Below are 22,405 nucleotides of genomic sequence, written 5' to 3'. Positions count from 1 at the left end.
CCGCTGTTCCACGCGGGGATGTTCCGCCGACCGGGCTCAGCCCTCGGCACGGATGGTGCCGACGACGACGATGCGCACGTCCACGCCGTCGACTGTCGCCGGAACCTGTTCGGCCGCGTGCGCGTCGCGCACGTTCACCCGGACGCCGTAGCCGTCCGGCAGTCGTTCCAAGCCGATGCCGACCACGCCGTCCCGCTCGCCGACCTCCGCGGCCAGGTGTTCCTTGGCCGCTCGCGCCTGGGCCAGGTCGCTCATCGCCTGCTCACACCAGCGTCGCGTCGAGCGCCGCCAGCACCGTCTCGATCGGGTTGAGGTAGGTCAGCCCGGTGCCGTTCGGGCCACCTGTCTCGCTGCCCGCGAAGAGCAGCCCGACGGCGCGCACATCGTCCACGAGGTACACCAGCGACCCGCTGTCGCCGCCCTGGGAGAAGGGTCCGTCCCCGGTGGACTCGACCTCGATCTGGTCGTCGAAGCGCAGCTCGCCAAGGCCCTCGCCGTAGGAGATGACGAGCCCGTCCAACTCGATGGCACTCACCCGTCCGTCGGTGATGCCGGTGGTGCGCCCGATCTTCTGGACCGCCTCGTCTCCCTCCGCGACCGCCGTGCCGGTGAGGGTCCCGGCCGGGTAGGTGGCATCGAACTCGACGTCCTCGAGCGAGGCGAGGGCTGCGTCCACCGTCGCCGGCCGCCCGGGTGACAACGGCACCATGGCGGCCAGTGAGCCGATCCGGTCCTGCGGGTCCTGCCCGCCGTCAGCCGGGCCCGGCTGCAGCACGGCGTCGCCGAGCTGCCCCGACGGCGACCCCACAAGGACGTGATAGTTGGAGAGAACATGCGCGACGCCGTCGGGCAGGGTGACGAACCCGCCGAGGGTACCCGCGGTCACCGCGACGTGCGCTACCGAGATCCCCGGCCGCAGCGGGCGCACCCGTCCCGTCTCCCCCACGGTCAGCGCGGTCGGCACGATCGGCCCACCGGCGAGTGCCCGCACGCGCCCGACCGGCCGAACGTCAGCGTCGGGACCGAACTCATCCGTCAGCGCGTGCGCCATCTCGGTGGTCCGCTCGTCACCGTGGTCGTAACGCACCGCCACGCCGAAGCCGGCCCCGCCCCGAGGTGCGATCCCGACGGCGAACGGCACCAATTCGGGTGTGGCCGCGGCCCCGACCCCGCCGGCCAGACGCTCGCTCGCGGACGCGATCACCTGCCTCTTGAGCTCGCGTGCCTCGTTGAGATCCATACCAACAGTCTGCGCGCGTGCTCTGACATCCGCCTCCGCGTGGACGCTGCCGGCGCGGAGAGCGAGCTGCCGGGTCCAAAAGAGCGTGCGTCCTCGGGCCGAGGCGGACAGACTCCACAGCATGACCAACGAGACCCCACGCGGCTTTGCGATCGCCTATCTGGAAGACGTCGAGATCGGACCGGACATCCTCGAGTACATGTCGCGCATCGAGTCCACGTTCGCCCCCTTCGGCGGCCAATGGCTCGTCCACGGAACGCTCCCGCAGGTCCTCGAGGGCTCGGTGCCCGGCAACATCGTCATGATCGAGTTCCCTAGCCCGGACGACGCACACCGCTGGTACGCCTCCCCCGCGTACCAGGAGATCCTCGGCCTGCGGGCGGCGCACTCACGTTCGGCGCTGGCGGTGCTGACCGGCGTCGAGCCCGGGTACCGTGCCGAGGCAACCGTCGCCCAGCTGCGTGCGAGCGCCCAGTCGGGCTCCGCCTGACACACTGGTCAGGTGACCAGCCTGCCGGTCGAGCGTCACCTGCTCCGCGCCAGGGACCTCGCCGATCGCTCGTACGCCGAGCCGATCGGCGTCGCGGACATGGCCGCGGCGGCGGGGCTGAGCCCGGGCCACTTCACTCGCGCGTTCCGGGACGCGTTCGGCGTCTCACCGCACGGCCACCTCCTCACCCGCCGGCTGGAACGGGCCGCCGCGCTGCTGCGCAACACCGACCACCGGGTCGCCGACGTCTGCATGGAGGTCGGACTGGCCAGCGTCGGCAGCTTCACCACCAGCTTCACGCGGATGTTCGGCCGCACCCCGACCGCCTACCGTGAGGCGATGGCCGTGCCGCGCGCGTTCGGTCTGCCGAACTGCGTGGTGCGCCGCGAGGCCCGGCCCGTACACCGCACGTTTCGAGAAGACCCCGCCGATCCGCCTCGCTAACGTCGAGGAATGAGCATCACGATCGCAACGGTGAATCTGTGGGTCCACGACCAGGAGGTCGCCCTCGCCTTCTGGACGTCGAAGGTCGGCTTCGAGCTCCGCTCGGACTGGACGTTCCCCGAGCTACCGAACTTCCGCTGGCTCACGGTCGGTCCGCGGGACCAGCCGGACGTCGAGATCGCGCTGATGGCGATCCCGACGGCGCCGGTCGTCACGGACGAGCAGCACGCCCTGGTCCAGAAGGTCGTGACGTCGGGCCTGGCCGGCGCGGTCTTCCTGGTCACCGACGACGTCCAGCGCGACTACAACGCGATGGTCGCCGCCGGCGTGGAGTTCACCGACAAGCCGGAGTCACGGCCGTACGGCATCGACTGCGGCTTCCGGGATCCGTCCGGTAACCAGGTCCGCCTCGCCCAGGTGACGGCGCCGGAATGAGCACCGTCGACACCGCGATGCTGCCCGTCCTCGGGACCTCCTACGCCGCCCTCGCCGATGCTCTCGCGAGCGTCGACGAAGCCCGCTGGCGGGAGCCGTCGATGTGCGCGGGCTGGACCGTCGCGAACGTGATCGCGCACCTGACCATGGCCGCGCGCTACGACGAGGCCGCCTTCACCGCCGAGCTCGCCGCGGACGGATTCGACTTCCAGACCATGTCCGACCGGCTCGCCCTGCGTGACGGCGCCCTACCGGTCGACTCGCTCCTGGCCGACCTGCGCAGCGACACGATGGCGACGTTCGCGATGCCCGTCGGTGGGGTGGCCGGCTCGCTCAGCCACGTCGTCATCCACGGGCTCGACGCCACCTGGCCGCTCGGGCTCGAATGCCACTTCCCGACGGCGGCCACTCACCTCGTGCTCGACGGGCTCGCTGATACCTCGCCGACCATGTTCGGCGTCGAGATCGATGGCCTGGCGCTGAGCGCCACCGACCTCGACTGGCGGCATGGCCAGGGGCGGCCCGTCGAACGGCCGGCGGCCGAGCTGGTCCTCGCGTTGGCCGGTCGCCACATCGCCCTCTGAGGACCAGATCCTGCGCCGGCGCGCTGCCCTAGCCTGTCCTCATGCCTCTCCTCGGCACCAAGCTGCACGTGCCGTCCTCGCGCCGCCGGCTCGTCCCGCGGGCCCGCCTCACCGACCGCCTGCGCGGCCCGGCGAACCCTCGCCTCGTCCTGATCGCTGCGCCGGCGGGCTTCGGCAAGACGACCCTGATGACCCAGTGGCTCGGCGGCACCGACGCCGCGCGGGTCGCCTGGCTGTCCCTGGACCCCACCGACGCGGACGCCCACCGCTTCCTCACCCACCTGATCGCCGCCGTCCAGGTCGCGAGCCCGGGGACCGGCGACGACGCCTCGCGGCTCCTCGAGAACGACCCGGAGGCTGCCCTGGCCAGCCTGATCAACGACCTCGACGCCCTGCCCGGCCGCACGGTGATCGCCCTGGACGACTTCCACGTCCTCGACGCCGCGCCCGCGCACGAGGCGGTCACGTTCCTTCTCGACAACCTGCCGCCCCAGGTCACCCTCGCGATCACCACCCGCGTGGACCCGCCGCTGCCGTTGCCGCGGCTGCGCGCACGTGGCGAGCTCGTCGAGATCCGCGCCGCCGACCTGAGGTTCACCCAGGACGAGGCGACGGCGTTCCTCACCGATGTCATGGACCTGCCTCTCGCGGCCGAGCACGTCGCAGCGCTCGAGGAGCGCACGGAGGGCTGGGCCGCCGGCCTCCAGCTCGCTGCGCTGTCCGCCCGCACCCGGATCGGCTCCGACGCCCGCAGCCTCGACGCGTTCATCGACGACTTCGCCGGCAGCCACCGCTTCGTCCTCGACTACCTCGTCGAGGAGGTCCTCGACTCCCAGCCCGATCAGAACGCCCGGTTCCTGCTCGACACCGCCATCCTCGGCGCCCTGACCGGTTCGCTGTGCGACGCCCTCACCGGCCGCACCGACGGGGCCGCCACCCTCGCCGAGCTCGAGCGCGCCAACCTGTTCCTCGTCCCTCTCGACGACGAGCGCCGCTGGTTCCGTTACCACCACCTGTTCGCCGAGGCGCTCAGGGCCCGGTTGGGCGCGCAGGACCCGGAGCGGGCGCGGCGCCTGCACCGCGCGGCCGCAGCCTGGTACGCCGCGCACGAGCAACTGCCCGACGGCGTCCCGCACGCTCTCGCGGGCGGCGACGCCGGGCAGGCGGCCGACCTGGTCGAACTGGCCGTCGCCGGCCTGCGCCGGCGCCGCGAGGACCGCGACCTGCGCGCGTGGGTGCGTGCTCTGCCCGAGGCCGAGGTCCGAGGCCGTCCCCTGCTGGCCGCGACCTTCGCCTGGTCGCTGCTGTCCGACGGCGACCTCGACCGCGCCGCCGACTGGCTGGATGCGGCCGAGGCCGCGCTCACCCAGCCCACCACGGACGAGACGCCGAGCCCGCGGACGCAACCCCCGCCGTCGGACGCCGCCAAGGCCCGCGACCGCGAGCTGGCGGCCCTTCCCTCCTTGCTCGCCGCCTACCGCGCCTCCCTCGCCCAGGCCGGCGGGGACATCGCCGGGACGCTCGAACACGCCCGGCGCGCCCTGGACCTGGCGGGCGAGGACCACATGTCCCGCGGCGCCGCGGCCGGATTCCTCGGCATGGCCGCCTGGGCCGCCGGCGACCTCCCGACGGCGCTGGGTACCTTCGAGCAGGCGGTGCGCAGCCTGCATCAGGCCGGGAACGTCGCCGATGCGCTCGGCGCCACGGTCATCCTCGCCGAGATGTGGCTGGCGCGCGGCCGACCCGACCAGGCGCGCCGGCTCTACGAGCACGCCCTCGAGGTCGCCCAGAGCCACCCGCCGCTGTCGACGACCGGCGACCTGCACGTCGGCCTCGCGGACGTGCTGCGTGAGCAGGGCGAGCTAACTGCCGCCGCGGCGCACCTGCAAGCCGCCCGTGACCTCGGCGACCGCGCGTCGCTGCCGGAGAACCGGCACCGCTGGCATACCGCGATGGCTCACCTGCTGCGAGCGCGCGGGGACCTCGCCGGCGCGGTGGCGAGCCTCGACGCCGCCGAGCCGCTGTTCCGGCCGGGCTTCTTCCCCGACGTCCACCCGATCCCGGCGGCCCGCGCACGCCTCCGGATCGCGCAGGGCGGGCTCGCCGACGCCCGTGACTGGGCCCGCCGGCGGGACCTCACGCCCGACGCGGACCCCGCCTACCTGGCCGAGTTCGACCAGCTCACCCTGGCCCGGCTCGAGGTGGCCGACCACCGGCCCGACGGCGGGGCTGCTTCCCTGGGCGACGTCACCGACCGGTTGGGTCACCTCGCGGCGGCCGCCGACGCGGCCGGGCGCACCGGCAGCGTGCTCGACGCGCTGGTGGTTCGCGCGCTCGCCCAGCACGCGGGCGGCGACCTCGATGCCGCGCTCGTCGACCTCGGACGCGCACTGACGCTCGGCGTGCCGGCCGGCTACCGGCGGCTGTTCCTCGACGAGGGCGAACCGATGCTCGAACTGTTGCGGGCCGCCGTCGCCGACCCGAAGCAGGCTGCACTCGCGCGCGAACTACTGGACGCCGTCGGGCAGGACGCGGCAGGCGAAGCGGCGCCAGACCTCGCGCCGCCCGACGACCGCCTCAGCGACCGCGAGCTCGAGGTGCTGCGCCTGCTCGCGACCGACCTGGCCGGCCCCGAGATCGCCCAGCGGCTTTTCGTCTCCGTCAACACGCTGCGCACCCACACCAAGCACATCTTCACCAAGCTCGACGTGAACACCCGCCGCGCCGCCGTCCGACGGGGCGCCGAACAAGGCCTTCTCTAGCCGCAGCTCTGCGGCGCAGACGATCACCACCTTGGTCACATCATCTGGTGATGTCCCCTCACCAACTCGCTCCGTAGCGTCTGGAACATCGCCGGACTCCCCCGGCCCGGACCACACGGAGCACGCCATGACCATCACCAGCACCGGCCTGACCAAGGCCGCCGGCGTCGCAGCCGCGGCCGCCGGAGCCATCTTCATCGTCGTCCAGATCAACCACCCTCCGATGGTCGCGGCCTCGGTCGAGACCACCGAGTGGGTGGTCCGTTCCACCGCGAAGGCGGTGATGGCTGCCCTCGCGCTGGCCGGCATCACCGGCATGTACCTGCACACCCGCCGCCGCGTCGGGTGGCCCGCATGGCTCAGCCTGGTCGGCTACCTGCTCTTCGCCGCCGGATACCTGGCCATGTTCGCCACCGAGGTCATCGCCGCGACCGTCCTGCCCACGGTGGTCGGGAGCCAGCCCGGGTATGTCAACGACGTGCTCGTCTCCGCCGCCGGCGGCACCCCGGCCGGTGACATCGGCGGGATGCAGACCGTGCTGAACCTCGCCGGCGTCGGTTACCTGGTCGGCGGGCTCACGTTCGGCATCGCCCTGTTCCGCACCGGCATCCTGGCCCGCTGGGCCGCGATCCTGCTCGCCGTAGGGACGTTGGGCACCGCCGCCCTCGCCGTGCTGCCTGAAGGGTTCAACCGGCCGCTCGCCGTCCCGGTCGGCATCGCCCTGATCGGCCTCGGCGTCTCGCTGTGGCGCAGCCTTGACCGCTCGCCCGCCCCGACGGCGCCCGTCGCCCCGGTCCGTGAGCCTGCGGTCCCGTGAACGCCCCCGCGACAACCGCGGCCAGGCCGGTCGGCGCGCCCACCCGGGCGGCCGGCTGGCCGGTCCCGGTCGCCCTCATCGCGCTGAGCGCGATCCCGCTCGTCGCCGGTACCCTCCGGTTGGTCCAGCTCGCCGGTGGGCCGGAGGTGATCGCGGCCGACGCCCGGTTCGCTGCCTCCACCGCGCCGCTGGTCGTGCACATCGTCGGCGCCGCCCTGTACGCCCTCGTGGGTGCCTTCCAGTTCCTGCCGCGGCTGCGGCGCCGTCACCTCGCGTGGCACCGGCGCGCCGGCCGGGCACTGGCGGTCGCCGGACTGCTGGTCGCCGGGTCCGCGCTCTGGATGACGCTGCTGTACGCGGCCAAGCCCGGCACCGGTGACCTGCTGTACGTGTCACGGCTGGTCTTCGCCAGCGCGATGGCCGCCTTCCTCATCCTCGGGTTCGCGGCCGTAAGGCGCCGCGACATCCCCGCCCACCGCGCCTGGATGATCCGCGCCTACTCGATCGGACTGGCCGCCGGCACCCAGGCCTTCACCGAGGGCATCAGCCTCGCCGTCTTCGGCGCCGGGGAGGTCAGCGGCGACCTCGCCAAGGGAGCCGGCTGGGTGATCAACCTCGCCGTGGCGGAGTGGGTCATCCGAAGGCGCAGTCCCGCGCGCCGGTCGCGCCGCCCCGGCCACCACGGTCACGTCGCTCGGGCGAGGGTCCTGCCATGAGTACGTCCGGGCCGAGCACCTACCGGTTGCGGGTCGAGGGTCACCTGGACGACCACTGGTCCGGCCTGCTTGGCAACCTCGCCATCACCCGGCATGGCGACGGCACCAGCACCCTGACCGGGCCGGTTGCCGATCAGGCCCACCTTCACGCCGTCCTCGCCTCGCTCCGGGACATCGGCGCTACCATCCTCTCGCTCGGGCTCGCCGAGCCGACCTCGGACGGCGCACGGGATGCCGACACTCGTTAATTCCGGTGCCACCGTCGCCGTGCCGGGAGCGGTGTCGCCAGTTCGCTCGGCCACCTCGTGATCCATGGCCTGGGCGGGACCGTCAAGGCCGTGCTCGACGGTCAACGGGAGGCGGACCCGCCGTCTCGCCCGCGATGAGCTCGACGGGTAGCAACGTGCTGGACGGGACGTCCTCACCTCTGAGCAGCGCCGAGACAAGTTCTCCGGCGCGGCGGCCACGTTCGTGCAGCGGCTGGCGAACGGTTGTCAGGTGACGACCGAGCCAGGCCATGTCGACGCCGTCGAAACCGGTCACCGTGAGGTCGCGTGGGACCTCCAGCCCGAGCGTTGCTGCGGCCTGGAGGACGCCTGCGGCGAGCGCGTCGTTCTGGGCGAGCACCGCCGTCGGCCGGTCCGGACGGTCGAGGAGTTTCAGCGCGGCGGCCGCGCCCGCGGCGACGTCACGCCCGCCCGACTCGACCCGCAGTGCGTCGCCGAACACGCTCTGCACGGCTTCGAGACGGCCGCGGATGGTCCGGTTGCTGATGTGCTCCAGGCGGGTTCCGATCGGCTCCACCGGTCCGGGTGCGCCGTCACGACCGAGCCTGGTCGTGCGCATCACGACACCGACCCGGCGGTGCCCCAGCTCAGCTACGTGAGCGGCCATCGCGGCCATCCCCCCGACATCGTCGACCTCGACCAGGATCACTCCTTCGGCGTGCGGCCCCTCGATCCCCACGATCGGGACGCCACGGGCGCGCACGAGCGGCAGCAGGTGGTCGAACTCCTCACCACGGGTGGCGAACACGACGGCGTCCACCGGCAGCATCCGCAGCGGGTTCGGGCGGCCCTCCGGTGGCTCCGCACCGCCCGAGAGCAACAGTTGGCCGAACCCCTCGCCGTCGAGAACATCCGAGAGCCCATCCATCGTCGCGACCGCGACCGGGTTCTGGAAGGCCTGCCGGACTCGTTCGGCGATGACGATCCCGATGATCCCGCTCCGGCCGCTCCGTAGCGACGAGGCCACGGGGTCAGGGCCCTGGTAGCCGAGTTGCTCGGCCGCGGCCAGGATCCGGGCCCGGGTGTCCGGCAAGACGCGCTCCGAACGGCGATAGACGAGGGACGCCGTCGACGTCGAGACACCGGCAGCGGCCGCCACGTCGGCGATCGTCGCGCGCCCCTGGCGTCCCCGACCGGCCATCATGACCCCTTTCGACGCGCTCACCCTAGCGCCCATCGCAACGATGCGATACCTTCTGAAGATTCGTCGATCGCAACGTTGCGATGAGTTCCTTCGCTCTACGGTTCGCCGTCGCTCAGCGTTCATGCGGCCGACACTCGCGCGGCTTTCCATAGCAACGTTGCGATGGAAGTCGCAGCGCCACTCGATCGCCATCGAAGGGAACCATCATCGTGATCTCGAAGCGTCTCCTGACAGTCGGCTTGGCCGGCATCTGCACCGTCGCGCTCGCCACCGCCTGCGGACCTGTCTCCTCCAGCGATGCCGGAGACGACGGCACCGACGAGGGCAGCGAAGGCACGACGACCGTGACCGTCTTCATCTCCGGTGACACCAACCTGGTCGACCTCTGGGAGCAGGGCATCATCCCCGCCTACGAGGAGGCGAACCCGGACGTCCAGGTGGACGTCACGCTCGACCTGCACGGCGAGCACGACCAGCAGACCGTCGCCAAGCTCGTCACCGCGACCGAAGCCGGTGACGACCCCGGGTTCGACCTCGTCGACGCCGGCTTCGTGATCTCCAGCGCGGCCGAGGCCGGTACGTTGCTGGAGGTCGACCCTGCGACGGTCAGCGGCCTGGCCACCGTCCCCGAGAACACGATCACCGCGGGCAAGGGCGTCGGCATCCCCTACCGCGCCTCGTCAGTGCTCCTCGCCTACGACAGCACGGTGATCGACAACCCGCCGGCCACCCTCGAGGAGCTCCTCACCTGGATCGAGGCCAACCCGGGCCAGTTCGCCTACAACTCACCCTCCACCGGTGGCTCCGGAGGCGCCTTCGTGACGACGGTGCTCGACAGCTACCTCACCCAGGAGGAGCAGGACGGGTTGCGCGTCGGTTACGACGAGGCGCTCCAGGAGAGCTGGACGCCGGGCTTCGATCGGCTCGCCGAGCTTGGCGCGTCGGTCTACCAGGGCGGCGTCTACCCCAACGGCAATTCGCAGGTGCTGGAGCTCCTGGGGAACGGGTCCATCTCGATGGCCCCGGTGTGGAGCGACCAGTTCATCACCGCCGTGGAGACCGGCCTGATCTCCGAGGACGTGCACTACGCACAGATCAGCGACCCGAGTTTCACCGGTAGCGCGTCCTACCTGGGCATCCCGCGCACTGCCGACAACACCGAGGGTGCGATCGACCTCGTCAACTTCGTGCTCAGCCCCGAGGGCCAGACCATCATCGCCGAGCAGATCTCGGGCTACCCGGTGATCGCCCTCGACGAACTGCCCGAGGACGTCGCCGCGCAGTTCGCGGACGCTGATCCGAGTGCGCTGCGTCCCGGCTACTACAGCGAGAACAACGACGACATGTCCAACCTCTGGGACCAGCTCGTACCGTGACCGCAGCAGAAGAGACAACAGGAGCGGTCGCACCCCGGGCTCCTGAACGGGTGCGACCGAGCAGCGCCGCGCGGCGTGCGTCACGACGCCGTTCGACGGTGGGCTTCTCGATGGCGCTGCCACCGGTGCTGGTGATCCTGCTGTTCGTCGGCGTGCCGGTGCTGCTGGCGGTCGGCTTCAGCTTCGGCATGACGGGTGGACTGAACCGCACGGCCGCCATGATCGGCCAGGACGTGTTCACGGCCGATGGCCTCATCACCGGCGAGGCCTACGCGATGCTGTTCGCCGACCCCCGGTTCCCGCGGGACCTGGCGGCGACCGTGCTGGTCACGGTCGTCACCACGCTGCTGGTGCTGGGCATGGCGATCGGGATCGCAGTGCTGCTGCGCCTGCGGGCCGGCTGGGCGTCCACGATGCTCTCCGGCCTGGGAGTGATTCCGTTGTTCATCCCGGTCGTGATCGCCTCCTGGGCGATCCTGAACTTCTACTCGGGCGATGGCTTCGTGCGCAGCCTGTTCGCACAGTTCGGGGCCGAGGCTCCGATCTTCGGGTTCACCGTGACGGGCGTGATCATCGCCTCGGTCTGGGTGAATCTGCCGTTCGCGCTGCTGATGGCCGCCTCGGGGATGCAGGGTGTCCCCGATGCCCTCATCGACGCCGCACGCGATGCCGGCGCGGGCACGGCAACGATCGTGGCCCGCGTGCTGGTGCCGATGGCCGCCATCCCGTTGATCATCGCCGGAACCTTCACCGCGATCGGTGTGCTGGGGCAGTTCACGGTGCCGTACTTCACCGGTCCGAACGCGCCGCAACAGCTGGGTGTGGACATCAGCAAGTATTTCCAGTCCTTCAACCAGCCGCAGCAGGCGGCGGCCGTCGCCGTGATCGTGTTCGTGGTCGCCTCCGGTGTGGCGGCCATGTACGTGTGGGCGAACTTCCGTTCCGCCAAGCAGGAAGGACGCGTCTGATGCCGACCATGGCGCGCAACCTGGGCGGTCGGATCCTCACCGCCGGACTCATCGTGCTGGTCGCGGGGTTCATCCTCGGTCCCTTGATCTGGCTCGGCATGCACGCGTTCGCGACCCGCTGGCGTTACCCGAACCTGCTCCCCGACGGCCTCACGCTCGACTGGTGGCGGGTGGTGTTCGCCGAGCCCGAGCTGTTCGCGGCGATGCAGAACACGCTGTTCTTCGCACCGGTCACCGTGTTGCTGTCCGCGATCGTCTGCCTTCCGGCGGCCTACGCGTTCTCGCGGTTCTCATTTCCCGGGCGCAGGATCTTCCTGGTTGGCCTTTTCGCCACCAACGCCTTCCCGAAGATGGGCCTGTTCGTCGCGATGGCGACCGTGTTCTACGGGCTCAACCTGATGGAGACCACGCTCGGCATCGTGATCGTGCACCTGATCGGCACCGTGGTGTTCATGACCTGGATCCCGGCGGCGGCCTTCTCCTCGGTGCCGCGATCACTCGAGGAGGCGGCCCGTGATGCCGGTGCCGGCAAGATCCGGGTGTTCAGGACCGTGACCCTGCCGCTGGCACTGCCCGGCATCCTCGTCGCTTGCGTGATGAGCTTCCTGGCCTCCTTCGACGAGGCCCAGGGCACCTACCTGGTGGGGGCGCCGTCGTACATGACGATGCCCACCGAGATGTACTCGCTGGTGCTCAACTACCCAACGCAGGTCGCGGCCGTGTTCGCGCTCCTGCTGTCGATCCCCTCCGTGGTCCTGCTGCTGCTGACCCGCCGATACATCATGGGCGGGCAGTTGGCCGAGGGCTTCCAGATCCGTTAGGACCGATGTGACGATCCCTTCCACGGCCGCGTCCGCTGCCACACCCGTGAGCACCGACCCCGGTGGGTCCACGGTGCCCGGCCTGCGGCTGTCCGGCATCTCCAAAGTGCTCGGCGGACGCACGATCGTCGACGACCTGAACCTGGACATCGCCCCCGGCGAGATGGTGTCGCTGCTGGGCCCCTCGGGCTGCGGCAAGACCACCACACTGCGCCTGATCGCGGGGTTCCTGCTCCCCGATCAGGGCAGGGTCGAGGTCGACGGCGCCGAGATCACCTCACTCGGACCGGAGCGCCGACCAAGCGCAATGGTCTTCCAGAACTACGCACTGTGGCCCCACATGACGATCACGAAGAACGTCGCCTTCCCGCTGAAGGTCGCTCGAGTCCCGCGAGCGCAGATCAAGGAGCGGGTGGCGGAGGTCCTGGAACTCGTGGGGCTGTCGCACCACGCCGACTCCCGCCCGGCTCACATCTCGGGCGGTGAGCAGCAGCGCGCGGCGCTGGCCCGCGCGCTCGTGCAACGCCCCAAGCTGCTCCTGCTCGACGAGCCGCTGTCCAACCTCGACGCCAAGTTGCGCGTGCGCGTGCGTGAGGAGATCCGGGACATCCAGCAGCGGATGGGCATCACCACGGTGTTGGTGACGCACGATCAGGAGGAGGCCCTGTCCATCTCCGACCGGGTGGCCGTGATGAGCGAAGGCAAGATCGAGCAGGTCTCCACACCCGCCGAGCTGTATCGGGCGCCGGCCACGGAGTTCGTGGCCGGCTTCATCGGCTCGAGCAACAAGGTTCGCGCGCTCGACCTCGGCGAGGGTGAGCCCGGCGTCGAGTGGGTGGTGCGACCGGAGGACGTGCGCGTCGACCCCGAGGGCATGCCCGGCGTCGTCACCCGGGTTCTCCCCCACGGGCACTACTCCGAGGTCGCCATCGAGGTCCGCGGCACCGATCTCCGCGCGTTCGTGACCGGCGAGGCACCGGCACCGGGCGACGAGGTCGGTGTGCGGATCACCCGCGCGCTCCGCTACCGCAACGGCACGTTGGACGAAGCACCCGTGACGGTGTCGGCGTGAGCGGCTCCCCTCGCCTCGTCGCCCACCGCGGCCTGCACGCCGAAGCCGACGGCGGCGCGCGGGAGAACACGCTCGCCGCCGTTGCCGCCGCGATCGGCGCCGGCCTCACGTGGATCGAGATCGACGTCCGCGTCACCCGCGACGGCGCCGTGGTGCTGCTGCACGACGCCACCTTGGAACGCCTCTGGTCAGATCCGCGCGCCATCACCGACGTCACGCTCGACGAGGTCGTCGAGCTCGGCGGCGGCGACCGGCGCATCCCGCTGCTCTCCGACGCGCTCCGGGCGCTGCACGGGACCGGCTGCACCCTGCTGATCGACATCGACGACCCCGATGTCGCCGGGCCGGCCGCTCGCGTGGTCGCCGAGACCCCCACCGATGCCGGTATCGCGTGGTGCGGTGACCCACAGGCGATGGCACGCATCAAGGAGCAGCACCCTGCCGCGGCGATCTGGACGGCGTGGTACTCCCCCGAGCCGCCCGCGGCGGAGGACCTCGACGGCGTCAGCGTCGTCAACGCGCAACACCTGTTGGTCGGAGCTGCTTTCGTCGACGCCGTGCACACACACGGCGTCGAGGTCGCGGTGTGGACTGTCGACGACCCGGCGCAGGCGGCCCATCTGGCGGCGCTCGGCGTGGATTCGATCACCACGAACCGAGCCCTCACGGTCCGCGCCGGCACCGAGGCGGATGCGGTCGACCAACGCGCCCGGCAGACCGCGATCGCACTCGAACTGGCCGAGCAAGCCGCCGAAATGACTGCGCACGCCCGCCGTGACGGTATCCAGACCGTCGAGACGAAGACCGGTCCCGCCGATCACGTCACCGAGGTCGACCGCGGCATCGAGCGCTGGGTGCAAGCCGTGCTGCGCGCGCAGTTCCCTGAGCACGACGTGGTCGGTGAGGAGTACGGCGGGTCCGCGAACGGCACTCGGCCGTGCTGGTACCTCGACCCGGTCGACGGCACCGCCAACCTGGCCAACGGCTTCCCCTGGACCAGCTTCTCGCTGGCGCTCGTGGAGCATGGTCGGCCCGTGGTCGGGGTCGTGTTCGACCCGGTCGGCGGAACGGTCGACGGCGTCGCCGCGCCGGTCCCGGTGCTCGCCGTCGAGGGCCGGGGCACCTGGCGAGCCGGACGACGCCTGACGACGACACCGACGGATGGCGCCGACCCCCTCTCGGGTGCACTGGTGATCACCGAACTCAACGGTGCTCGAACGTGGCCCGGGATGCACGACCTGATCGATGCCCTTGGCGAGCGCGACTGCACGGTCCGGATCCCCGGCTCCGGCACCGCAACCCTGTCCGGGATCGCGATGGGTCGCGGGGTCGCGGCGATCATCCACCGATACAGCCCGCTCGATCACGCGGCCGCCGCGCTGGTGGTCCTCGAGGCGGGCGGCACGGTGCTCGACGACGACGGCAACCCCAACCCGCACCCCGTCGGCAGCGCGATCATCGCGGGGGCCGACGAGCGCGCCGCCAAGGCGCTCTGGGCACAGTGGCAGGCTTGTCCCAGCAGTTAGGTCCCGCGGGGGTGCGGATCGTTGCGCCTCTCCGGGTGGAGGCGGCCGAGGCAATTCCCGGTGACCCCGGTGAGCCCCCGGTGCTACGTTCCGGCCCATGGGCAGGCGGAACTATCTGATCGAGGGTCTCTCCGGCACCGGCAAGACCACCGTGTGCGACGAGCTGCAGCGGCGCGGACACCACGCGATCCACGGCGACCGGGAGCTGGCCTACCGAGGGGACCCGGAGACCGGTGAACCCACGGCGGGCTTCGGGCACGAGCACCACATCTGGGACGTCTGCAAGGTCAGAGCCCTGGTCGCCGACCGGGACCACGCCGCCACCTTCTTCTGTGGCGGCTCCCGGAACTTCCCGAAGTTCATCGACCTGTTCGACGGCGTCTTCGTCCTCCACGTCGACCTCGCCACCCTGACTCGGCGGCTCGACGAGCGACCGGACGAGGAGTGGGGTGGCGGACAGCCCACGGAACGCGCCCTCATCATCCGCTGGCACCAGACGAACGAGGACGTCCCAGCGGACGGCGTTGCCATCGATGCCACCGCACCGATCGAGCAGGTCGTCGACGAGATCCTTCGCCGATGCGAGGCAAGCAGCCGTCAGTAGGTCGGCGCGGGTGTCGGTCCGGCCGGCGTCAGCGCTCCAGCACGGCCATCCCGTCGATCTCGACCAGCATCTCGGGCCACGGCAGACCGACGAACACGGTGGTGCGTGCGGGCAGTGCGCCAGAGGGCACGTGTTCCTTCACGAACGCCTCGTACGCCTCGTTCATCCCGGCGAAGTTCGACTGGTCCGTCAGGAACACGCGAAGGGAGACGACGTCATCGAACGTTCCGCCCGACGCCTCGACCACGTGCCGCACGTTCTCCAGCGTCTGGGTGGTCTGCCTGCCGACGTCTCCGGCGTGCAGGTACTGCCCCGTCTCGGGATCCTGCGGGCCCTGCCCGGAGACCTGAACGATGTCCCCCGCGTGCACTCCTTGCGAGAAGGAGTGAGCTGCGGCAGGTGCCTTCGTAGTCGAGAGCGCCTTCTTCACGATGATGACCAACCTCCAGTGGGTCGTGCATGGGTTGCCTCCGACGGGATCGCCGGATTGTGGGATGAACGGATGGTTCAGAAGTACGAGTGGACGGTGCCCACCTGGCGGTACTGGTCGTCCACCAGGAGAGCACGGGGCCACTTGTCGTGGAGCGTGCAGGGATGGGACGTGCCCAGCACCACCAGGCTGCCCACGGCGGGCTCGGCGCCCGCCGCTGTGCGCATGAAGGCGTGCTGGTCGTTGAGTTCGACGATCTCGGCACCCTCGAGCGGCCGGAGATCATTGCCGGTGCCGTGCCCCAGCGGGGTCGGCAGGCCCTGGTCGTAGGGCAGGTCGCGCCGTCCGGCATTGAGGATCACCAGGCCCGGCTCCGGAACGGACAGCACCTGCGCCCACACCTCACCTGCGGCGACGAAGCCGCCGCCCTCGGCGGCGCCCAGAGGTGAGAGCCGCTCGTAGAGGCCGTGGTCATGCGTCAGGTACGCGCCACTGCGCAGCACGGTGCGCACGGCATGGCCGGCCACGCGGACCGGAGCGAACACCTCCGCGACCACGTCGAAGTACAGACTCCCGCCGGCACTGAGCAGGTATTCGGAAGCACCGCCGTCGAGCAGGCCTGCCGCGGCAAGCCGCTCGAAGTGCCCGACGACGTCCCTCAAGTAGGCGGCCACGGCACCGAGCGCCTCGGCGTCGCGGGAGTGGCTGACGCTGCCCTCGTAGCCGGCGAGGCCCACCAGGGCCAGTGCATCCGACGCGGCCGCCGCTCGGGCGACCTCGTCGACGGCGTGTTGGGTCCGGCATCCGGTACGCCCGCCGGCGTGGCCCACCTCGAGGAGCACCGGCAGCGCCGGGCCGGCGGGGTCCAGCGCCGCCTCCAGCAGCCGAACCCCGGCCACCGAATCCACGTAGCAGAAGAACTCGAACCCGACGCCTGCGGCGAGTTCGTCCTGCGCCCAGCGGGCGAACGCCGCATCGACCAGCTGGTTGGCCATCAGGATGCGCCGGGCACCCGCTCGCCGGAACACGCGCGCCTGAGCCGGCGTGGCGACGCTGACGCCCCAGGCTCCCGCCTGCGCCTGGAACTGCCAGAGCTCCGGGGACACGGCCGTCTTCCCGTGCGGGGCCAGCGAGACGCCGCGATCGGCACAGAACCGTGCCATCAGGTCGGCGTTGTGCCGCAACGCCGACTCCTTCAGCAGGAGCGCCGGCCACTCGACCCCTGAGCCGGGCTCGAACACCGTTCCGGTGAAGCCGCCGTCGTCGTCCATGCGTGTGGTCCCTCCGTTCGCTTCGATGTTCGGTCAGCTCAGGCCGGCGGGCGCCGGCAGCCGCATGAGCGCGCGAGCGATCTCGACCGCCTCGGCGAGCTCGGCCAGATCGATGGACTCGTTCGGCGTGTGCGCATCGCCGATCGAGCCTGGCCCCAACACCACCGAGGGGATCCCCGCCGCGGCGATCTTGCTCGCGTCGCTCCCCCAGCCGGTGCCGATCGCCGACGAGTCGCGGCCCGCCCGGCCGAGCACGTCACGGACACCCGCGACGAAGGGATCGGCGGGGTCGTTGTCCAGGGCCAGGTCGGTGAGGAACGGCGGCTCCACGGTGACGCTCGGGCCGAACCGGCCCGTGATCCGATCGCGCAACTCACGCCACACCTGCTCGGGGTCCTCGCCGGGCAGCGTGCGTCGGTCGAGGCTCACTGCGCACTCGTTCGGCACGGTGTTCGGCCCGGTCCCGCCGCTGATCAAGGAGGGCACGAGGGAGGCCGGACCCACGAGCGGATGCGCGGCGGCGGTGAGCGAGGGCGTGACCTCCTCGGCGAGGAACGTCACCACCCGCGCGATGGTCTCGATCGGGTTCTCCAGGCCCCACGGCCGCGAGCTGTGCCCTCCGGGTCCGGCCACCACGATCCGGCACCGCATCACGCCCTTGTGGGCAACCACCACCCGCAGGTCCGTGGGTTCGCCCACGACGGCGCCGGTCACCGTCCGAGTGGCCTCACCAGCAAGGTTCTCCAGCAGGCGGAGCACGCCCTTGTACTCGTGCTCCTCGTCCGCCACTCCGGCCACGATCACGGTCTGTGCCGGTGGTTCCGGGGCTCGGGCGATGTCGCGGAGCGCAATCAGGAACGCGGCCAGCGGTCCCTTCGCGTCGCACGCGCCACGACCGTAGAGGCGACCGTCTCGCACCGTGGGTGTGAACGGCGGGGTGTTCATGTGCTCCACCTCGACCGTGTCCAGGTGCGACTCGAAGAGCACGGCGGCCCTCGGGTCCCGTCCCGGAACGATGGCGACCACGTTGCAGCGGCCATCGACCACCTGATCGAGTTCGGCGGTGATTCCCTGTTCGGCGCACCAGTCGGCGATTCGCCGGGCCACCGGGGTCTCGGCCGGCTCCGCACCGCCGCGTGGGTTCACGCTCGGGATGGACACCAGGTCCGAGAGCAGTGCCGTTGCATCCGTGTTCATCGTGCTCTTGTCACCCATCCGCGTTGCCATCAGCCCTTGACCGCTCCCGCCGTCATTCCGGCGACCACGTACTTCTGTCCGAGCAGCGCCATCACGATCATCGGCGCCGTGATGCTCACGCAGGCGGCCATGAGCGCGCCCCAGTCGATGCTCGCGTACCCGATGAAGTTGAAGATCGCCACCGGCAGGGTGCGGGTGCTGTTCCCGGACAGGACCAGCGCGAACACGAAGTTGTTCCACGAGAAGATGAAGGACAGGATCGCCGAGGTCGCGATACCGGGGACCACCAGTGGAATCACGATCCTGCGGAAGGCCCCGATGTGGGTCAGGCCGTCCACGCGGGCGGCCTCCTCGAGCTCCTCGGGCACGCCCTCGAACACGCCGATCATCACCCAGACGATCAGCGGGACCGAGATGAACATGTGCGAGATGACCAGCGAGCTGTAGCCGCCCACCATCTGCAACGAGGCGAAGATGAAGTACCACGGCACCAGCAGGGTGACGTGCGGGATCACCCGGGACAACAGCACCAGACCGGATGACTTCGCCATCCCGAACCGCTGCATGGAGAACGCGGCCGGCACGCCGATGAGCAGGGCGAGCCCGGTCGAGCCCACGCCGATGATGAGGCTGTTGATGAAGAACTGGAGGAAGTCGGCCTGCGCGAACACGGCCGAGTAGTTCTGCAGCGTCGGTGTGAACGAGAACGTGCTGGACGGGTCGTAGATGTCGATGTTCGTCTTGAACGAGGCCAGCACCATCCAGACGATCGGGGCCAGGCAGATCAGCCCGAACACGATCAGGAGCACGGCCCGAAGCCCGACGAAACCTCTGGACTCGAGTGAACGCGTGGTCACCGGCGGTTCTCCTTCCGACGCATGTTGAGCACCACGAGCACGCCGACGATGATCAGGAAGTAGATCAGCACCAGGGCCGCCGCCATCCCGTACTCGTTGTAGTCGAAGCTCAGTGCGTACGCGTAGATGTTCAGGGTCTCGACCTCGTGCGAGGACCCGCCGCCGGTGCCCTTCGTCACGTAGAGCAGGTCGAAGGTCTTCATCGCGTCGATGCTGCGCAGGAGTAGCGCGGCGATGACGGTCGTCTTCAGCATCGGCAGGGTCACGTGCCAGAAACGCTGCCAGGTCGAGGCACCGTCGATGCGGGCCGCCTCCTGCTGCTCCTCCGGGAGCCCGACGAGTCCGGCCAGCAGGATCAGGATCACCATCGGTGTCCATTGCCACACGTCCACGAGCATCAGGGTCGGCAACGCCGTCGACGGGTCCGAGATCCAGCCCTGCGCGGGCAGCCCGAGCCAGCCGAGTACCTGATTGGCGAACCCGACCGTCGGCTCGAAGATCAGCAGCCACATCATCGCCACCGCGACCGGCGTCGCGACCAGGGGCAGCAGCATGACCACCCGCACCAGCCCGCGCCCCATGAACGGGCGCCGCAACAGCAGCGCCACGGCCATGCCGATGGTCATCTCCAGGGTCACGGCCACCGCGGTGAAGATCACCGTGCGCCAGACCGCCGGCCAGAACCGGGCGGTGTCGCCGAGGATGCTGATGTAGTTCTCGAACCAGACGAAGTCGAAGGCCCGTTGGATGGAACCTTGCGCGTCGGTGAAGCTCAGCACCAGGGTGTAGAGCAGCGGCACCACCATCAGTGCGATCACGAAGATGATCGCCGGTGCGGCGAGCACCCATTTGCGGTGCCGGTTCGCCCAGTCCGAGAGTCCCTGCCAGAGCGAACCTCGCTTACCGGTCGCCACTGCGCTCATCGGAACTCACCTCCTCGTCTCACATCGGGTCGCTGCAACCGCCCGTGGGCGACCAGGGACCGGGATCTCATTCGTTCTCGCTGGCGAGGAACTCGGTGAACGCCCGATCGGCCGAGTCGAGCGCCGCATCGACGTCGCCGCCTTCGATCGCGGTCACGATCGGATCGCCGACGATGTCGCGAGCGCGGCTGACGTTCAGCACCACCGGGTGGCTGTAACCGACGCCCACCTCGGCGCTGGTGCGCTGTGCGGCAGCGAGGTCCGCCGGGATGTCCGGCATCTCGGTCTCCCAGGCCGAGGCCCTTGCGCCGATGACCCCGTTCTCCTGCGCGACGATGGTGTTCTCCTGGTTCGTGGCCCAGCGGATGAACTCCCAGGCGGAGTCCTGGTTGTTGGAGCTGGCCGGGACAGCGAGCGCCCAGGACGGCACGTTGGTCGGGCGCGAGCCGGCTGGACCCTCCGGGAACTGGGCGAAGCCCACCACGTCACTGACGGTGGAGTTCGAAGGGTCGGTGGCGTTCGTGTACAGGCTGTCGGCCTCGGTGTAGAAGGCCGCACGGCCCTGGGTGAAGATGCCCATCGCCTCGGGCCAGCTCATGTTCGTGACTCCGGGCGGGCCGTAGTTGCGGAGCATGTCGCCGTAGAACGTGTAGGCCTCACGGGCCTCCGGGGTGCCGATGCCCGAGGAGCCGTCCTCGGCCACCCAGTCCGCCCCGTAGCTGTAGAGGAAGCTGGAGAACTGGGTGACGGCGGCGGCGCGTGCGCCACGGGAGACGAACCCGTAGACGTCCGGGTTCTGATCCTGGATCGTCTGTGCAGCCGTCTCCAGCTCCTCGAGCGTCTGCGGGACGTCGAGGCCGGCCGCCTCCAGCAGGTCCGTGCGGTAGTAGAGCACCTCGCGTTCGGTGGCCAGCGGCACCCCGAGGACCCGGTCATCCAGGGTGACCGACTCCTGCGGCCCTTCCTGGAAGTCGGCCCAGTCCCACTCCTCGTCCGAGGTGGCCTGTTCGGTGAGGTCCGCGAGCCAGCCGTTGCGGTCGAAGGTACGGATCTCCTGGAGGGGTCGGACCATCATCACGTCGATGTCGTCGGCGTTGGCGTTCAGCCGGACGTTGAGCTGCTGGGAGAGCTGGTCCTCCGTGTAGGAGGTCACCTCGACGTTCAGGCCGGTCTCGGCCTCGAACTCCTCGACGTTGGCCAGCACGGCGTCGGTCCAGGGGTGGTTCGCCACGGCAATGTTGATCGTGTCCTCATTGCCGCCGCCGGCACACCCTGCCAGCACCATCGCTCCGGTGGCAGCCGTGGCCGCGAGCATCCAGCTACGCCGGTACCGCATACTCATGTTTCCTCCATTGGTGGGGGGTCTGACCTCGTTGTCGGCCGGCGGACGCTGCCGGCCGTGGCGACCTAATGGAACTTCTATCAACTTAACGGAATTTCTACAGTACGATGGACAATGCTGTCAAAGACACCGAGAAGGGGCTCCCTGATGACCGACGCCGATGTGGAGAGGCCCCGACCAGCGGGGATCACGCCGACCTTCGAAGACATCGCCGAGCTGTACGCCGTGCTGCACCCGGTGATGCGGGCCATCACCGGTGCCGTCGGCCCGCACTGCGAGGTGGTGCTGCATGACCTCACGACGCGATCGATGGAGAGCACCATCTACGCGATCGAGAACGGGGACGTCACCGGACGGGCCGTGGGCGGGCCCTCGACGAACCTCGGCCTCGGCATGCTCCAGGACGAGCAGGCCAACCATGACGCCTTCGGCTACCACGGTCGGACGTCCGACGGCCGGGACCTGCACTGCTCGTCGGTCTACTACCGCAACCGGGCGGGCTCGGTGATCGCCTCGCTGTGCATCAACGTCGACCTGACCGCGGTCCAGAACGCGCAGGCGATCCTGGCCGCACTGCTGCCGGCGGACGGCCAGTCGGCACCGCAGGAGATCGTCGGACCGGACATCCACATGGTCCTCGAGGACATGATCGATACCGCGATCAGATCCGTCGGCAAGCCCGTCGGCCTGATGACCAAGGCGGACCGGATCAAGGTTCTCCGGATCCTCGAGGAGCACGGGGCGTTCCACATCAAGCGCGCCGTCGACCGCGTCTCGTCCCGGCTGGGCATCTCGAAGGTCACTGCCTACTCCGACCTGGAGTCGGTCCGAAGCGCCCGGTAGGTCCCACCGGCCTACCGCGTCGTGACCAAGGGTGTCCCGCCCAAGCCTTGTTCCAGCCGACGACCGGCCGATAGCCTGAGGAGCCGGCTCGGACACGACGCTGGTCCGCCGCGGGAGGGTCCCCATGGTCGCTCGACGTCACCTCGACGTGCTCGGCACCGGCGCCTATCGTGACTTCCTTCCGGCAGCCGCACCGACTCGAAGCGCGCTTGCCGTGCAACGGGTCGTCACAGCGCCCGCCTCGCTGGCGCCGACC

General features: G+C 70.3%; 24 protein-coding genes. 15 read left to right on the top strand and 9 right to left on the bottom strand.

Going from position 1 to position 22,405, the window contains the following annotated elements:
• Positions 1 to 36: 36 nt before the first annotated feature.
• Both KCQ71_RS05035 and KCQ71_RS05030 read right to left on the bottom strand, forming a co-directional pair.
• The gene (locus tag KCQ71_RS05035) at positions 37 to 255 is read right to left on the bottom strand and encodes a hypothetical protein (protein ID WP_223403503.1); all 219 of its coding nucleotides are present in this window, start codon (positions 253 to 255) and stop codon (positions 37 to 39) included.
• Positions 256 to 262: 7 nt separating this feature from the next.
• A complete protein-coding gene (locus KCQ71_RS05030) occupies positions 263 to 1,240 on the bottom strand; it encodes a chymotrypsin family serine protease (protein WP_223403501.1) in 978 nt (325 codons plus the stop codon).
• A gap of 121 nt (positions 1,241 to 1,361) precedes the next feature.
• Here KCQ71_RS05030 and KCQ71_RS05025 point away from each other — a divergent pair, with 121 nt between their 5' ends.
• The 8 genes from KCQ71_RS05025 (at position 1,362) to KCQ71_RS04990 (ending at position 7,736) form a co-directional block, all read left to right on the top strand.
• Entirely contained in the window at positions 1,362 to 1,730 is a 369-nt protein-coding gene (locus KCQ71_RS05025; protein ID WP_223403498.1) for a DUF1330 domain-containing protein, read from the top strand.
• A gap of 12 nt (positions 1,731 to 1,742) precedes the next feature.
• A complete protein-coding gene (locus KCQ71_RS05020) occupies positions 1,743 to 2,174 on the top strand; it encodes a helix-turn-helix transcriptional regulator (protein WP_223403496.1) in 432 nt (143 codons plus the stop codon).
• A 9-nt stretch (positions 2,175 to 2,183) separates the two neighbouring features.
• The gene (locus KCQ71_RS05015) at positions 2,184 to 2,609 is read left to right on the top strand and encodes a VOC family protein (RefSeq protein WP_223403494.1); all 426 of its coding nucleotides are present in this window, start codon (positions 2,184 to 2,186) and stop codon (positions 2,607 to 2,609) included.
• On the top strand, positions 2,606 to 3,193 hold the full coding sequence (locus KCQ71_RS05010) for a maleylpyruvate isomerase family mycothiol-dependent enzyme (RefSeq protein WP_223403492.1): 588 nt from the start codon (positions 2,606 to 2,608) through the stop codon (positions 3,191 to 3,193). Before KCQ71_RS05015 ends, KCQ71_RS05010 begins: the two co-directional genes overlap by 4 nt.
• 41 nt (positions 3,194 to 3,234) lie before the next feature.
• The gene (locus KCQ71_RS05005; protein ID WP_223403490.1) at positions 3,235 to 5,955 is read left to right on the top strand and encodes a winged helix-turn-helix domain-containing protein; all 2,721 of its coding nucleotides are present in this window, start codon (positions 3,235 to 3,237) and stop codon (positions 5,953 to 5,955) included.
• 127 nt (positions 5,956 to 6,082) lie between these two features.
• Positions 6,083 to 6,772: a hypothetical protein gene (locus tag KCQ71_RS05000; RefSeq protein WP_223403488.1), complete on the top strand. Its 690-nt coding sequence runs from the start codon at positions 6,083 to 6,085 to the stop codon at positions 6,770 to 6,772.
• Positions 6,769 to 7,488, top strand: coding sequence for a DUF2306 domain-containing protein (locus tag KCQ71_RS04995; protein WP_223403486.1), 720 nt, complete (start codon positions 6,769 to 6,771; stop codon positions 7,486 to 7,488). Before KCQ71_RS05000 ends, KCQ71_RS04995 begins: the two co-directional genes overlap by 4 nt.
• Positions 7,485 to 7,736 (top strand): DUF8691 family protein, encoded by a 252-nt coding sequence (locus KCQ71_RS04990; RefSeq protein ID WP_223403484.1) that lies wholly within the window; start codon positions 7,485 to 7,487, stop codon positions 7,734 to 7,736. Before KCQ71_RS04995 ends, KCQ71_RS04990 begins: the two co-directional genes overlap by 4 nt.
• An 82-nt stretch (positions 7,737 to 7,818) precedes the next feature.
• Here KCQ71_RS04990 and KCQ71_RS04985 read toward each other — a convergent pair whose 3' ends face one another.
• Positions 7,819 to 8,940 carry a LacI family DNA-binding transcriptional regulator gene (locus KCQ71_RS04985; RefSeq protein WP_223403482.1) on the bottom strand — a complete coding sequence of 374 codons (1,122 nt, stop codon included), beginning with the start codon at positions 8,938 to 8,940 and terminating at the stop codon, positions 7,819 to 7,821.
• Positions 8,941 to 9,128: 188 nt separating this feature from the next.
• Between KCQ71_RS04985 and KCQ71_RS04980 the strand changes: the two genes are divergently transcribed.
• The 6 genes from KCQ71_RS04980 (at position 9,129) to KCQ71_RS04955 (ending at position 15,286) form a co-directional block, all read left to right on the top strand.
• Positions 9,129 to 10,295 (top strand): extracellular solute-binding protein, encoded by a 1,167-nt coding sequence (locus KCQ71_RS04980; protein WP_223403481.1) that lies wholly within the window; start codon positions 9,129 to 9,131, stop codon positions 10,293 to 10,295.
• Positions 10,296 to 10,405: 110 nt separating this feature from the next.
• Positions 10,406 to 11,263 carry an ABC transporter permease gene (locus KCQ71_RS04975; RefSeq protein WP_223403479.1) on the top strand — a complete coding sequence of 286 codons (858 nt, stop codon included), beginning with the start codon at positions 10,406 to 10,408 and terminating at the stop codon, positions 11,261 to 11,263.
• Positions 11,263 to 12,084 carry an ABC transporter permease gene (locus KCQ71_RS04970; RefSeq protein ID WP_223403477.1) on the top strand — a complete coding sequence of 274 codons (822 nt, stop codon included), beginning with the start codon at positions 11,263 to 11,265 and terminating at the stop codon, positions 12,082 to 12,084. The genes KCQ71_RS04975 and KCQ71_RS04970 overlap by 1 nt, the downstream gene beginning before the upstream one ends.
• Before the next feature lie 46 nt (positions 12,085 to 12,130).
• Positions 12,131 to 13,156, top strand: a complete 1,026-nt coding sequence (locus KCQ71_RS04965; protein ID WP_223403475.1) for an ABC transporter ATP-binding protein — start codon at positions 12,131 to 12,133, stop codon at positions 13,154 to 13,156.
• Positions 13,153 to 14,682, top strand: coding sequence for an inositol monophosphatase family protein (locus tag KCQ71_RS04960; RefSeq protein WP_223403473.1), 1,530 nt, complete (start codon positions 13,153 to 13,155; stop codon positions 14,680 to 14,682). Before KCQ71_RS04965 ends, KCQ71_RS04960 begins: the two co-directional genes overlap by 4 nt.
• A 97-nt stretch (positions 14,683 to 14,779) precedes the next feature.
• Positions 14,780 to 15,286, top strand: a complete 507-nt coding sequence (locus KCQ71_RS04955) for an AAA family ATPase (protein ID WP_223403471.1) — start codon at positions 14,780 to 14,782, stop codon at positions 15,284 to 15,286.
• A 28-nt stretch (positions 15,287 to 15,314) separates the two neighbouring features.
• On the opposite strand, the gene KCQ71_RS04950 is transcribed toward KCQ71_RS04955, so the two are convergent.
• The 6 genes from KCQ71_RS04950 to KCQ71_RS04925 all read right to left on the bottom strand — a co-directional run bounded on the left by KCQ71_RS04950 (position 15,315) and on the right by KCQ71_RS04925 (position 21,306).
• A complete protein-coding gene (locus tag KCQ71_RS04950; protein WP_223403951.1) occupies positions 15,315 to 15,722 on the bottom strand; it encodes a RidA family protein in 408 nt (135 codons plus the stop codon).
• A gap of 71 nt (positions 15,723 to 15,793) precedes the next feature.
• A complete protein-coding gene (locus KCQ71_RS04945; RefSeq protein WP_223403469.1) occupies positions 15,794 to 16,987 on the bottom strand; it encodes an alanine racemase in 1,194 nt (397 codons plus the stop codon).
• A 33-nt stretch (positions 16,988 to 17,020) separates the two neighbouring features.
• On the bottom strand, positions 17,021 to 18,184 hold the full coding sequence (locus KCQ71_RS04940) for a M20 family metallopeptidase (protein ID WP_223403467.1): 1,164 nt from the start codon (positions 18,182 to 18,184) through the stop codon (positions 17,021 to 17,023).
• A gap of 29 nt (positions 18,185 to 18,213) precedes the next feature.
• Entirely contained in the window at positions 18,214 to 19,041 is an 828-nt protein-coding gene (locus tag KCQ71_RS04935; protein ID WP_223403465.1) for a carbohydrate ABC transporter permease, read from the bottom strand.
• The gene (locus tag KCQ71_RS04930; protein WP_223403463.1) at positions 19,038 to 19,964 is read right to left on the bottom strand and encodes a carbohydrate ABC transporter permease; all 927 of its coding nucleotides are present in this window, start codon (positions 19,962 to 19,964) and stop codon (positions 19,038 to 19,040) included. The genes KCQ71_RS04935 and KCQ71_RS04930 overlap by 4 nt, the downstream gene beginning before the upstream one ends.
• A gap of 67 nt (positions 19,965 to 20,031) precedes the next feature.
• Entirely contained in the window at positions 20,032 to 21,306 is a 1,275-nt protein-coding gene (locus KCQ71_RS04925; protein ID WP_223403461.1) for an ABC transporter substrate-binding protein, read from the bottom strand.
• A gap of 147 nt (positions 21,307 to 21,453) precedes the next feature.
• Between KCQ71_RS04925 and KCQ71_RS04920 the strand changes: the two genes are divergently transcribed.
• A complete protein-coding gene (locus KCQ71_RS04920; protein WP_223403459.1) occupies positions 21,454 to 22,149 on the top strand; it encodes a helix-turn-helix transcriptional regulator in 696 nt (231 codons plus the stop codon).
• Positions 22,150 to 22,405: the final 256 nt, after the last annotated feature.

The sequence above is a fragment of the Occultella gossypii genome, assembly GCF_019947135.1.
In the GTDB taxonomy this organism is placed as follows: Bacteria; Actinomycetota; Actinomycetes; order Actinomycetales; family Beutenbergiaceae; genus Occultella; species Occultella gossypii.
Note: the sequence above shows the minus strand (reverse complement) of the source record. Positions and strands in the feature narration are given on the sequence as shown.